The 13,717-nt window shown below is 65.4% G+C and carries 9 protein-coding genes; 2 read left to right on the top strand and 7 right to left on the bottom strand.

Annotated features, from left to right (window positions below; all coding sequences use genetic code 11):
• Positions 1–46: 46 nt before the first annotated feature.
• The 4 genes from O4220_RS20305 to O4220_RS20290 are packed head-to-tail and all read right to left on the bottom strand — an operon-like array spanning position 47 to position 5,443.
• Positions 47–2,119 carry a xanthine dehydrogenase family protein molybdopterin-binding subunit gene (locus O4220_RS20305; RefSeq protein WP_269607262.1) on the bottom strand — a complete coding sequence of 691 codons (2,073 nt, stop codon included), beginning with the start codon at positions 2,117–2,119 and terminating at the stop codon, positions 47–49.
• Complete coding sequence (locus tag O4220_RS20300; RefSeq protein ID WP_269607261.1) at positions 2,116–3,111, bottom strand: FAD binding domain-containing protein; 996 nt, start codon at positions 3,109–3,111, stop codon at positions 2,116–2,118. The genes O4220_RS20305 and O4220_RS20300 overlap by 4 nt, the downstream gene beginning before the upstream one ends.
• On the bottom strand, positions 3,108–3,608 hold the full coding sequence (locus tag O4220_RS20295; RefSeq protein ID WP_269607260.1) for a 2Fe-2S iron-sulfur cluster-binding protein: 501 nt from the start codon (positions 3,606–3,608) through the stop codon (positions 3,108–3,110). The genes O4220_RS20300 and O4220_RS20295 overlap by 4 nt, the downstream gene beginning before the upstream one ends.
• 59 nt (positions 3,609–3,667) lie before the next feature.
• A complete protein-coding gene (locus O4220_RS20290; RefSeq protein WP_269607259.1) occupies positions 3,668–5,443 on the bottom strand; it encodes a DEAD/DEAH box helicase in 1,776 nt (591 codons plus the stop codon).
• 310 nt (positions 5,444–5,753) lie between these two features.
• Between O4220_RS20290 and O4220_RS20285 the strand changes: the two genes are divergently transcribed.
• Positions 5,754–7,541: an AMP-dependent synthetase/ligase gene (locus O4220_RS20285; protein WP_269607258.1), complete on the top strand. Its 1,788-nt coding sequence runs from the start codon at positions 5,754–5,756 to the stop codon at positions 7,539–7,541.
• A 60-nt stretch (positions 7,542–7,601) separates the two neighbouring features.
• Here O4220_RS20285 and O4220_RS20280 read toward each other — a convergent pair whose 3' ends face one another.
• The gene (locus O4220_RS20280; protein ID WP_269607257.1) at positions 7,602–8,219 is read right to left on the bottom strand and encodes an alpha/beta hydrolase; all 618 of its coding nucleotides are present in this window, start codon (positions 8,217–8,219) and stop codon (positions 7,602–7,604) included.
• Between the two features lie 81 nt (positions 8,220–8,300).
• On the opposite strand from O4220_RS20280, the gene O4220_RS20275 reads away from it, so the two are divergent.
• Positions 8,301–11,750: a TM0106 family RecB-like putative nuclease gene (locus O4220_RS20275; protein WP_269607256.1), complete on the top strand. Its 3,450-nt coding sequence runs from the start codon at positions 8,301–8,303 to the stop codon at positions 11,748–11,750.
• Here O4220_RS20275 and O4220_RS20270 read toward each other — a convergent pair.
• Positions 11,720–12,934, bottom strand: a complete 1,215-nt coding sequence (locus tag O4220_RS20270; RefSeq protein WP_269607255.1) for an amino acid deaminase/aldolase — start codon at positions 12,932–12,934, stop codon at positions 11,720–11,722. The genes O4220_RS20275 and O4220_RS20270 overlap by 31 nt on opposite strands.
• A gap of 76 nt (positions 12,935–13,010) precedes the next feature.
• Complete coding sequence (locus O4220_RS20265) at positions 13,011–13,652, bottom strand: TetR/AcrR family transcriptional regulator (RefSeq protein ID WP_032403836.1); 642 nt, start codon at positions 13,650–13,652, stop codon at positions 13,011–13,013.
• Positions 13,653–13,717 lie beyond the last annotated feature (65 nt).

Genomic DNA, 13,717 nt, shown 5'->3' with positions numbered 1-13,717 from the left:
TCCAACTTCTCACCCAGAAAACCGCCACTTGACACTCATAGGAGCATCACATGCGGCGCAGCTGCTCTAGCACCTTGTCCAAGGTGATCGGAAGGTCGCGGACTCGGACGCCGGTGGCGTTGTAGACCGCGTTACCGATGGCCGCCGAGGAACCGACCGCACCGATCTCACCGATTCCCTTGCCGCCCATCGGCGCGAGTTCTGTATCGACCTCGTCGATCCACACGGCCTCGAGATCGGTGACGTCCGCACATGCCGGAATGTGGTACTCGGCGAGGTCGTGATTGGCGAAGCCACCGAACTCGTGATCGACGATGCCACTCTCCATCAAAGCCATCCCGAGCCCGAACGTCATACCGCCGATGAGCTGAGACCTGGCCAACCGCGGATTCATCACCGCGCCGATGCCGAACACCCCGAGCATCCGCCGCACCCGCACCTCACCGGTATCGATGTCCACGGCCACCTCGGCGAACTGGGCACCGAAGGCCATGCGCGCCAGCTCCTTCTGCCCTTCGACGTCATCGGTGGTATCCGCCTCGGCCGAGTTGCCCGGCCGAAATTGCCCCTGATCCTTCAACGCATGACAGACCTTGGTGACGGCCCAACCCCACGACGAGGTACCCGACGATCCGCCGGCTCCAGGTGCTTTCGGCAGAGCGCTGTCACCGAGTTCGACTGTGACGGTATCTGCATCGACCTCGAGAGCATCGGCGGCAATCTGACGAAGCACGGTCCGCGCACCGGTACCGATGTCCGACGCGGCGACGGACACCGTGATCGAGCCGTCCTGCTCCACGCGTGCCGCCGCGGTACTGGGCGAAATCAGCACCGGGTAACTCGCCGTCGCGACCCCCATGCCCACGAGGACGTTGCCTTCTCTGCGCTGTCCCGGCGTCGAGACCCGACGGTCCCAACCGAACTTCTCGGCTCCCTCACGAAGGCACTGGACCACGCTGCGTGAGCTGAACGGGTTGCCGCTCGCTGGGTCGACGTCGGGCTCGTTCGCGATGCGCAGTTCTATCGGATCGATTCCGGTCGCCTCAGCCAGTTCGTCGATCGCCGTTTCGACGGCGAACATGCCGGGCGCTTCGCCGGGTGCCCGCATCCACCGCGGAGTTCCGACGTCCAGCTGTGCGAGTCGGTGGGTGGTGCGCCGGTTCGGTGCCGCGTAGATGTGCCGGGTCGATTCCGAAGTCTGCTCACAGAACTCGAAGATCGTGCTGGTCTGCTGAAACGAATCGTGCGCGATCGCCTGCAGAGTTCCTGTCGAATCAGCGCCGAGACGAACGTGATTGAGCGTCGGGGTCCGATAGCCGACGACATCGAACAGAGCCTGCCTCGGCAGGACCAGTTTGACCGTCTCGCCGGTGGCCCGTGCAGCCATGGCGGCGAGGACCGCGTTGGGCCGAGTGCTGCCCTTCGCTCCGAATCCACCGCCGACGTTCTCCGCGATCACGCGAACGTTCTCAGGTTCCAGGCCGAACGCCGTGGCCAGATCTCCCTGAACGCCCGACGGTGCCTGCGTCGAGTCCCACAGTGTCAGAACGCCATCGGACCAGTGGGCAGTGGTGGCATGCGGTTCCATCGGACTGTTGTGCATCGGAGCAGTCGAGTACCAGTTGTCGATGAGATGCTCTGCCGAGGCCAGCGCCGCGTCGGGATCGCCTACGGTCACGTCGGTGGGAAACCCTGCGTTGACAGACTCGGGCGCGTACAGCGAGCCGTGCTCGGCGGTCAGCGTGTTGTCGGGAGAACGGACGTCGGCGTACTGCACCCGCACCTGGGCAGCGGCGGCCCGCGCGGCTTGGAGGGTCTCGGCCACTACGACGGCGACGATCTGGCCGCGGTACGCGACGGTGTTCGACTGCAGCACATGCAGTTCGGCATCCTCGACCGCGCCGAGCTTCTCGGCGTTGCCGTGCCACAGGACGGCGTGCACCGCGGGGTCGGCACCGAGTTCGACGTGCTCGACCGTACCGGCCGGAACCGTGGCGGGCACGTACCAGGCATACAACTGCCCGACGGCCGGCGGCTGTTCCGCGGCGTAGCGCGCCCTACCGGTGACCTTTGCGATGGACTCGGTACGCCGAATCGACTGTCCGATCGATGCGGTCATGACCGAACCTCCGAATCTGTGAGCTCCACCAGGGTTCGGGAAACAAGATTGATCACCAACGGTATCTTGAACGCGTTGTCACGCAACGGCTCTGCCGCGTCGAGTTCCAGTGCGATCGCCCGCCGGAAAGACGCCTCCTCGGCGGCCGTGCCCAACAGTGCGTGCTCGGCAATATGTGCTCGCCACGGCTTGTGCGCGACGCCGCCCAGCGCGATCGACACCCCGCGCACGATTCCGTCCTCGACGTCGAGAACAGCGGCCACGGACGCGATCGCGAAGGCGTAGGACTGCCGATCCCGCACCTTGCGGTAGGTGGAGACGGCGGTGTCGGCCGGCTTCGGAATCTCGATGGCCGTCACGATCTCGTCCCGAGCCACCGTATTGTCGCGCTCGGGCTCGTCCCCCGGGAGTCGGTAGAAGTCGTCGATCGCGAGGACACGTTCACCGTCGACTCCGCGAACGACTATGCGCGCGTCGAGCGCCGACAGCGCAACCGCCATGTCCGAGGGGTGCGTCGCCACGCAGGCCTGCGAGGCGCCGAGAATAGCCAGGTTTCGGTGTTCACCCGTACGCGCAGGGCAGCCCGAGCCTGGTTCGCGCTTGTTGCACGGCTTCGACGAGTCCATGAAGTACACACATCGAGTGCGCTGGAACAGGTTTCCGCCGGTGGTCGCCATATTGCGCAGTTGACCCGATGCACCGGAGAGCACCGCCCGCGAGAGCACCGGGTAGCGCTGACGCACCACCGGATGCACGGCGAGGTCGCTGTTGGTCACGGCCGCACCGATGCGCAGGGAACCGTCGGCGACTATCTCGATATCGTGCAACGGCAATCGCGTCACGTCGATCAGAGTCGACGGGCCCGCGACCCCGAGCTTCATCAGATCGACGAGGTTGGTTCCTCCGCCGAGCACCATCGCGTGTTCGTCCTGAGCCAGGCGGGCCACTGCGTCGTCGACTGCGGTAGCGGCGTCGTACTCGAAGGTCTTCACGATGCGTCCTGGACGGCCGGAACGATGTTGGCGTACGCACCGCAGCGACAGAGGTTACCGCTCATACGTTCTCGCACTTCACCCGAATCGAGTTCGACGTCGGTGGCCTCGAGGTCTTCGGTGACGGCGCTGGGCCATCCCTGCTTGGCTTCTTCGATCACCGCGACCGCCGAGCAGATCTGCCCGGACGTGCAATACCCGCACTGGAACGCATCACGATCGACGAAGGCCTGCTGCACCGGATGCAGCGTGTCGCCGTCGGACAGTCCCTCCACCGTGGTGATCTCGCGATCCTGCTGCGCGACCGCGAACGTCAGGCAACTGTTGATCCGGCGACCGTCGACCAGAACGGTGCAGGCACCGCACTGTCCGTGATCGCACCCCTTCTTGGCCCCGATGAGGTCGAGGTTCTCCCGTAATGCGTCGAGCAGGGTGGTTCGGGTGTCGCAGTCGATCTCGCGATCGGTGCCGTTGACACGAAGAGTGACATTGGTCATGCCCCGGCGGATACCCGTGGCCTCGGCCACCAAACGCTCGAGTTCGGTGGTCCTGCGCGCTAGCGCTTTCCCTTGAACTTCCCGCCGCCGCGCGGCCCACCGCTGCGTCCGGGAGGGCCGGAATCGGGCTGCAGCTGAATCAGCACGCCACTGATGCGTGTCCGGCGCAACGCCTCGACCGTCTCGTCGGCGAGATCGGCCGGCAGCTCCACCAGCGAGTGATCGGGGCGAATGCTGATGTGCCCGAAGTCGCTTCGGCGCAGTCCGCCTTCGTTTGCGATGGCACCGACGATGGCACCGGGAGCAACATTATGCCGCTTTCCGACGCTGATGCGATACGTCGCCATCTCCTGGCCCGTCTTGCGGTGATGCGAGCTGGCCGCATCCTCGTCGAAGGTGCGAGGGGGACGCGGCTCGCGCGGCTCGCGGGGTGCCCGCGGTGGGGCAGGCGGCTCCGGCTTCAGAAGGAAGGCTTCGCCGTCGCGCGACTGGATCGCCAGCGCTGCCGCGATGTCGACCAAGGGCACGTCGTGCTCGCGCTCGTAGTCCTCGATGAGGCGGCGGAACAGCGCCAGATTCTCGTTGCCGAGACTCTCGGTGATGGAGTCCTTGAACTTCGTCACGCGCTGCGCGTTGACGTCGTCGACGCTCGGGAGCTGCATCTCGGTGATGGGCTGCCGCGTCGCACGTTCGATGGCCTTGAGCAGATGGCGCTCGCGCGGCGCGACGAACAACAGAGCCTGACCGGCGCGGCCCGCTCGACCGGTACGACCGATGCGGTGCACGTAGGACTCGGTGTCGTGCGGGATGTCGTAGTTGATGACGTGCGAGATACGGTCGACGTCGAGGCCACGGGCCGCAACATCGGTGGCCACGAGAATGTCGATCTGGCCGTTCTTGAGCTGGCCGATGGTGCGCTCACGCTGAGCCTGCACGATGTCGCCGTTGATCGCGGCGGCCGAGAAGCCCCGTGCGCGCAGTTTCTCGGCGAGTTCCTCGGTGGCCTGCTTGGTGCGCACGAACATGATCATGGCCTCGAACTCTTCGACCTCGAAGATTCGAGTGAGAGCCTCGAGCTTGCGCTGATGGGCAACCTGCACGTAGCGCTGGGTGATGTTCGGTGCCGTCGACGTCTTGGTCTTGACGGTGATCTCCACCGGGTCGTGCAGATACTGCTTTGAGATCTTGCGAATCGCAGCCGGCATCGTGGCCGAGAACAACGCGACCTGCTTGTATTCGGGAGTGTCGGACAGGATGCGCTCGACGTCCTCCTGGAACCCCATCTTGAGCATCTCGTCGGCTTCGTCCAGCACCAAGTACTCGAGCCCGGACAGGTCGAGCGTGCCCTTCTCGAGGTGGTCGATCACACGGCCCGGTGTGCCGACGATGATCTGGGCACCCTTGCGCAGGCCGGAGAGCTGAATGCCGTACGCCTGGCCGCCGTAGATCGGCAGGATGTGCAGACCCGGAATGTGGGTGGCGTACTTGCCGAACGCCTCGGCGACCTGGAGCGCCAGCTCGCGCGTCGGTGCGAGCACCAGAGCCTGCGGCACCCGACGCGAGACGTCGAGACGGGACAGGATCGGCACCGCGAACGCGGCGGTCTTGCCGGTTCCTGTCTGCGCCAGGCCGACGACGTCGTTACCCGCCATCAACGGTGGAATGGTGGCCGCCTGAATGGGCGACGGGCTCTCGTAACCGACGTCGCGCAGGGCCTTCAGGACCCGCTCGTCTATTCCGAGATCGGCAAAGGTGACGTCGTCACCCGTCGTCGAAGGCGACTCACCTGCGTGGCCCTGGACGGGAGGGGGCGAACTCGTCTCGTCAGACGTCACGGCGGCATCCTGATCAGATTCTGAAGTGCTCATATGTCGCCGAGTTTAGTACCTGCTCGGCCCCTGCGACCCCTTCTGCGCTGATCAGGTGACGAAACCGCCGACGGCGGTGCCCCGTGCGAGCCGCCTCACAGACGCCACCCGACGGCGACACTCGACCGAAGACGGTTATGTTGTACTCCGAGTCACACTCAACTCCCCCCTGAGCCGACCAAAAATTCACAAACCGGACACCCTCGGTGGTGCGTTACGGACCGGGGTGTGATGAAATGCACAACTACCACGCTATTTTTCCGTAAGGGGTCCAGCAGTGCGCGAATATTCAGTGCCGGCGTCGTTCACCATTCCCGACGACGCTTCCATGGCCGACACCGTCTTCCGCTACGAGAAGGAGTCGCCGAACCTCGTACCGTTCCAGCGACTCGTGAACGGCACCTGGACCGACGTCACAGCGGGCCAGTTCGCCAAAGAGGTCACCGCGGTTGCCAAAGGCCTGATCGCATCGGGCATCGAACTCGGCGACCGCGTCGCGATTCTCAGCGCGACGCGCTACGAATGGGTGGTTCTCGACTACGCCATCTGGACCGCAGGCGGATGCACCGTCGCGATCTACGAGACCTCATCGGCCGACCAGGCGCAGTGGATCCTCGAGGATTCCGCGACCAAGCTGCTGATCGTCGAGACCGCGTCGCACGTCTCCAATCTCGCGGACGTCACCGACGGTGCCGCCGATCTGCGTGAGGTACTGCAGATCGACAGCGGTGCCATCGACGAGCTGACCACCCGCGGCGCGGGAGTGAGCGACGAGGACGTGCACACCCGCCGACACCAGGTCACTGCGGCCTCGCCTGCCACCCTGATCTACACCTCGGGCACCACCGGCCGCCCCAAGGGCGTGCAGCTGACACACGCCAACTTCTACGCCGAGGTCCAGGCCACCCAGATCGCGCTGCACGACTCCATGCGCGAGGGCAACCGCACACTGATGTTCCTCCCGATGGCGCACGTGTTCGCCCGCGCCGTGTCGTTCGGTTCGTTCGAGTCGAAGGTGACCGTGGGCCACACCTCGGACGTATCGACACTGGTGGATCAGTTCGCCGTCTTCAAGCCGAACTTCATCCTCTCGGTGCCACGCGTGTTCGAGAAGGTCTACAACTCGGCCAAGCAGAAGGCACACGACGGCGGCAAGGGCAGCATCTTCGACAAGGCCGCCGCGACGGCCATCGAGTGGAGCGAGGCCCAGGAGAAGGGCGGCGCAGGCCTGGTCCTGAATCTCAAGCACGCAGTCTTCGACAAGCTCGTCTACTCCAAGTTGCGGGCTGCCCTCGGCGGCAACTGCGATCGTGCGGTCTCGGGCGGTGGCCCCCTCGGCGCTCGCCTCGGCCACTTCTTCCGCGGCGCGGGTGTCCCGGTCTACGAGGGCTACGGACTGACCGAGACCAGCGCAGCCGTCACCGTCAACACCACGAAGGAACAGCGCGTCGGCACCGTCGGCAAGCCCATCGACGGCCACGCGGTCAAGGTCGCCGAGGACAGCGAACTGCTACTCAAGGGCCCTGTGGTGTTCAGCGGCTACTGGCACAACGAGAAGGCCACCGCCGAAGCGATCGTCGACGGCTGGTTCCACACCGGCGATCTCGGATCGATCGACCAGGAAGGCTTCGTCTCGATCACCGGCCGCAAGAAGGAAATCATCGTCACCGCGGGTGGCAAGAATGTCGCTCCCGCGGTACTCGAGGACGCCCTGCGCGCGAACGCGATCATCAGTCAGTGCCTCGTCGTCGGCGATGCCAAGCCGTTCATCGGTGCCCTGATCACCCTCGATCCCGAGGCACTGCCGGGCTGGCTCGAACGCCACAGCCTCTCTGCCGACATCCCGTTCTCGGAGCTGTCGAAGAACGCGGACCTCGTCGCCGAGATCGACAAGGCCGTCGCCGAGGCCAACAAGAAGGTCTCCAACCCCGAGCAGATCAAGAAGTACACGATCCTCGAGAACGACTTCACCGTCGAAACCGGTGAGCTCACCCCGACGATGAAGCTCAAGCGCAACATCATCCACTCCGAGCGTGGCAGCGACATCGAGGCCATCTACTCGTAGATCGACCTGGAGAAAGGGCCCGGCGTGCTGTGCACGCCGGGCCCTTTCTCGGTTCTCGGGTCAGGACATGTGCTCGTCGAGGAACTCCGCGACCGCCAACGTCACCTGCAGATGAATCTTCTCGTGCAGCAGGTCGTGGCCACCGTCGTCGAACTCGTGCAGGGACGCGTCTGGCACACCGCCGATCCACTCGCGGACCGCATCGATCGGAGCCAAGCGGTCGTCGACACCGTGCACGGCGAGGATCGGAATCACATTGTCGGAGAGGTCGTCGGAAGCGCCCGTCACCGACTTCGGAGTGCCACACAGCACAGCGCACCGGACCGCCTCCGGATGCGCGCCGAGCGCTGCGATGGCCGTCGCGGCACCCAGCGAGTGCCCCATCAGCGCGAACGCCAATTCAGGATGCTCGGCCTCGGCGATGTCGAGCAACTGCAGCGCATTCTGAGCCAGGCCAGGTATCTGAGCCGCGTCGGTCAACTCCCCTTCGGTGAGACCGTGGCCGACATGGTCGACCGCCCACACGTCCACTCCGCGACCGTTCAGCACCCGCGCGAACCGGTGATAGTGGCCGCTGTTCTGACCGAGACCGTGGAGGAACACAAGACCGAAACGAGCATCGGGAACGGTCCAGTTTCGGTAATGGACAGCACCGGTGGCTCCGTCGAAAAATGGCATTCGATCATTTTGCCTCCTCTCGTCGGCATCCGCGCGCAACGTGACCGGCGCCGCTGTCGTCGATGGCTAGGGTGGGCACTTGTGTTCCTCCTCGGCGATCGGGTCGTCTACAGCGCCAGCGACCTCGCAGCGGCGGCGTCCTGCGAATTCGCATTGCTTCGCCGACTCGACGGGCTGACCGGACTGATCCCGCGTGCTGCCACCGAACCGGACCCCATGCTCGACCGCACGTCCGCACTCGGATTCGAGCACGAACGGCGTCAACTCCAGGCCTTCGAGCTGCGCTACCCCGGCGGCGTCCTGACGATGGACAGACCGGGACGCACCGCCCAGGAACTGGCCGACGCCGCGTGGGCAACCTTCACCGCGCTGACCGCGCGCACCCCTGTGGTGTACCAGGCGACCTTCTTCGACGGCCGGTTCCTCGGCTTCTGCGACTTTCTGGTGGCAGAGGGTTCGGGCTACGGCGTATACGACACCAAGCTGTCGCGGCACGCGAAGGTGCCGGCGCTGCTGCAGTTGGCGGCGTACGCAGATGCGCTGCGGACCGGCGGAGTGACTCCGAGCGACGACGTACACCTCGTGCTCGGTGACGGCAGCCACTCCGTTCACCCTCTCGCCGAGATACTTCCGGTCTACCGGCAGTCCCGGGATCATCTGCAACACATCCTCGACGAGCACCACGCCGAAGGCACCGTCGTCGACTGGTTCGATACGCGCTACTCCGGGTGCGGGCAGTGCGAGGCCTGCGCTGTCGAAGTGGAACAGCACCGAGACCTGGTTCTCGTCGCCGGCATGCGCACGAGTACCCGCGAGAAGCTGCTCGACGCAGGAATCACCACGGTCGACGAGCTGGCCTCCTCGACGGGGATCGTCGACGGGATGTCCACACGTACGGCGACGAACCTGCGCGCCCAGGCGGCACTGCAAGTTCGCCAGGAGCACAGCGGCGAACCACAGTTCGAGATCTTCGACGCCGATGCTCTCGGGGTGATCCCCGAACCCGATCCGGGCGACATCTTCTTCGACTTCGAGGGCGATCCACTGTGGGCCGAAGCCGGAAGTAGCGAGTGGGGACTCGAGTACCTGTTCGGCGTCTACACCGCCGACGGTGAATCCCTTCCGTTCTGGGCGCACGATCGCGCACAGGAACGCCGTGCCCTGATCGACTTTCTCGACTACGTCTCCGCACGCCGCGCCGCATACCCCCACATGCACGTCTACCACTACGCCCCGTACGAGAAGACCGCACTGCTGCGCCTGGCCGGACGATACGGAGTGGGCGAGGACGCCGTCGACAACCTACTGCGGGACAACGTTCTGGTGGACCTCTATCCGATCGTGCGATCGGCGGTGCGCATCGGAGCTCGGTCCTACAGCATCAAGAAGCTCGAACCGCTGTACATGCCCGCGGCCCGCGACGGGGACGTCACCGACGCGGCCGCGTCGATCGTCGAATACGCGAACTGGTGCGATCTGCGGGATCAGGGCAAGGATGTCGAGGCCGCCGCTCTCCTGGCCGATATTGCCGAGTACAACCGCACCGACTGCGAATCGACTCTGCGACTCCGCGATTGGTTGCTCGAACGCGCATCGGACGCCGGTGTTGCGCCGCGGGTGAACCAGGAGCTCGACCTCGACACGAGCGCCTCCGACACCGCGAGCCCGCTGGAACTCGAACTTGCCGAGTACTCGGGACTGCCCTGGGACCGCACCCCGACACAGCAGGCCGTTGCCCTGTTCGCCGGTGCCATCGGCTACCACCGCCGCGAGCGAAAGCCGTTCTGGTGGGCCCACTTCGATCGACTGACCCATCCGATGGACGAGTGGCCCGATGCGGCAGACGTATTGAAAGTCGAACGCGCCGAACTGGTGCACGACTGGATGAAAACGGCACTTACACAGCGGGTTCAACGACGACAGATCAAGCTGCTGGGGCATCTGAGCAACGGTGTGCTGTCCAGCTCGAAGGTCAAACTCCTCTACGCAGACCCGGCTCCGGAAGGGCTGCCGAAACAGCAACCGACCCATCGCGCGACCACGTCGGTCGAGATCGTGCAGGCCGGCTACGAGGGCACCCTCGACATGGTCGTCGTGCAGGAGAACCTGCGCAAGGGCGTGACCGGATACACCGACTTTCCCATCGCAACGGCACCCGAGCCGCCGCCTGCGACCAAATATCTCGAAGAGGCGATCGTCGCAGCGGCCACCGAGGTCGGCGCTGCCCTGCCCCACCTTCCGCGTACGGCCATCGCCGATCTGCTGACGCTGTCTGCGCCCCGAACCCGTTCCGGCACAGGCCTTCCTGCGGTCCAGGGGCACGACTACGCGGCTGCGGTAACCGCAGCGCTGCTCGATCTGGCGAACTCCTACGTGGCCGTTCAAGGCCCACCCGGGACCGGGAAGACCTACACCGCCGCGCGGGTGATCGCCGAACTGGTCGATGTCCATCACTGGCGCATCGGCGTGGTGGGCCAGTCTCACCACGTGGTGAACAATCTGCTGGACACCATCGTGGCCGCCGGGGTGGACCCGGCCAAGGTGGGCAAGAAGGCCCCGACCGCCCACACCGTCGTCGAACCCACCGACTACGCCCGTTTCGTCACCGACGCCGAGGAGGGCTGCGTCATCGGCGGCACCGCCTGGGACTTCTCCAACCCCGGCCGGATACCGCGTAGGGCCCTGGATCTGCTGGTCGTCGACGAGGCCGGGCAGTTCTCGCTGGCCAACACCATCGCCGTCTCGGTGTCTGCACGCAACCTGCTGCTGCTCGGCGACCCGGCACAGCTGCCGCAGGTCAGCCAGGGCACCCACCCCGAACTCGTCGACGAATCCGCCCTGGGCTGGATCACCGACGGTCACCCGACGCTGCCCGCCGATCGCGGGTACTTCCTGGCGACCACGTGGCGGATGCATCCGGATCTGTGCGCGCCCGTCTCGGCGCTGTCGTACGAGGGCAAACTGCAGTCCAACAAGGCTGTCACACAGGCTCGTTCACTGTCAGGGCTGGAGCCCGGCCTGCATGTCGTCTATCTGGACCATCACGGTAACTCCACGGACTCGGTGGAAGAGGCCGACGAGATCGTCGCACGAGTGCAGGGTCTGTTGGGTCGATCGTGGAGCAACCCCGAGTCGTTCGACGGCGAGCGGCCGATGCAGCAGTCCGACTTCCTCGTCGTCGCGGCCTACAACGCTCAGGTCGCCGTCATCCTCGAGCGTTTCGCGGCCGCCGGACTGGGTGACGTCTCGGTCGGAACCGTCGACAAGTTCCAGGGCCGACAGGCACCGGTGGTATTGATCTCGATGGCGGCATCGGCGATCGAGGACGTTCCGCGTGGCATGTCGTTTCTGCTCTCGCGCAATCGACTCAACGTCGCCGTCTCTCGCGGTCAGTGGGCCGCGATACTGATCCGATCGCGAGCACTGACCCAGTACTTGCCGTCGACCCCGGCCGGACTGGTCACCCTCGGCACCTTCATGAGCCTGTGCGAGAACGGAATTCAGCCGAACGCCATGCCCTCGCCGCGGTAGGTGGGGACCGCCTCGACGGACCCGTCGGCGTGCACCAGATGCAGGGTGTCGAATCGCTCGCACAGCTCGCCCGCCTTGGCGTGCCGAAACCAGACCCGATCACCGATCTGCACCTCCTCGGCCCCGCTCACCGGAGTCTGCACCTCACCGGCACCCTCGTTGCGCAGTAGCTTCAGCCCGGACGCCACTACTCCGGCGGCCTTTCTCGACCACGCCACCGGCCGCGGGGATCGCGACCCCGACGCCGGACCCGACGCGATGTAGCCACCGCCGAACAACGTTGCAATCTGGGGGGTCGGCTTGCGCACCGCGGACAGAGCGAAGAACAGCGACGGCTCGGCCGAGAAGGCGCGATACCGATCGAACAGCGTCGGCGCGAACAGACCCGATCCGGCGGTGACCTCGGTGACGACCGGATCGGCCGCCGAGAAGTCGATCGAGCCAGTGCCACCGCTGTTGACGATCTCGATGTGACCCACCGCCGCAGACACCGCCTCGACCACTGCCTTTCTGCGCGTGGAGATCTCACGGGCAGAGAGCGACTTCATCCATTCCACCGCGACATTGGCATCGGGCACTCCGGCGATCTGAGCCTCGTAGAACATCAGACCGACGACCCGGAACCCCCGCGAGTGCGCCGCCCGTGCGAAGTCGGCAACCTGCTCGGGATCGCGCAGCGGAGAACGCCTGACCCCGATGTGCAGCGGCCCGATCCGCAGCGAGGCATCGACATCGATGCAGATACGGGGCTTGAGAAGGTCGCTGCGGGTGGCGTCGCGCACGATGTCCAATTGCGCGACGTCGTCGACCATCAGTGTGATGCGACCCGACAGAACCCGATCGTTGACGACCTCGGCGAGAGCCGTGCGGTCGACACTCGGATAGCCCATCAGGATGTCCTCGACACCCTGGCGCGCGAGCCACACCGCCTCACGCAGCGAGTACGCCATGACCCCGCGCACGCCTTCTGCTGCGAGCACCCGATCGAGGACGGCTCGGCAGCGCACCGACTTGCTGGCGATCCGAATCGGCACACCCTTCGCTCGCGCTCGCAACGCTGCCGTATTGGCATCGAGAGCGACCGAATCGACTGCAGCCAAGGGAGATTCGAGATTCTCGGTGGCAGTGGCGATACGAGAGAGTGGTGTCGTGTCGGAGGTGACGACACCGGCGATCGAACTCATACTTCAACATTCCTTCGTCGTCGTTGCCGGGCCCACACAGTCAAACACTCCGCAGCCGAGAAGTCCCGGCGAGCACTCAACGGTCCAGAGCTTTGCCCGCGATCAGCCCGGACAGGTCGTCGATCTGCGCCAGCACCTCGAGGTCGTCGCCGTCGACCAGCCACCGCAGCACCAGCCCGTCGAGAGTCGCCATCCCGAAGCGTGCGATCGACTCCACCGGCTCGAGCCATCTCGTGCCGGTGTGATCGGAGCACTTCTCGAAGAACAACCGGGCCTCGGAGTCCCGGATCCGGTACTGACCGTTGGCAATCTCGGCGGCCGTCGCGGACCCGAGCGCGCGATGCCGCAGCAGGTAGGTCTTGATCTCGTACGCGAGCAACTGCCGATCCGGCGACTTCTCGATCAACAACCACACCGCGCTCAGTCCGCCGTGCACCAGCTCTCGCAGACCCCGAACTCCCGGCAATTCTCGAGTACCGACAGCGCTGTCCAGAGCCGCGTGGAGAATCTCGGTGACGTCGACGATGAGGTGCTCCCCCATCGCGATCACCAGATCCTGCTTGGTCTCGAAGTGGTACTGCACGATGCCCTTGGTGACGTCTGCGTACTCCGAGAGCGCCCGCACCGTCAGGGACTCGATACCCACCCGCTCGGCGACGTCGATCGCCGACTGCACCAGTTGTGCGCGTCGCACATCCGCGGGCAGCCTCGATTGCATGACCCGATACTAGGGCGCTGCCGAAGTCTGTGCCTCGTATTGACCCACGGGCAGCTCGGTGTGGG

Source organism: Rhodococcus ruber (genome assembly GCF_027270735.1).
GTDB lineage: Bacteria > Actinomycetota > Actinomycetes > Mycobacteriales > Mycobacteriaceae > Rhodococcoides > Rhodococcoides rubrum_A.
Note: the sequence above shows the minus strand (reverse complement) of the source record. Positions and strands in the feature narration are given on the sequence as shown.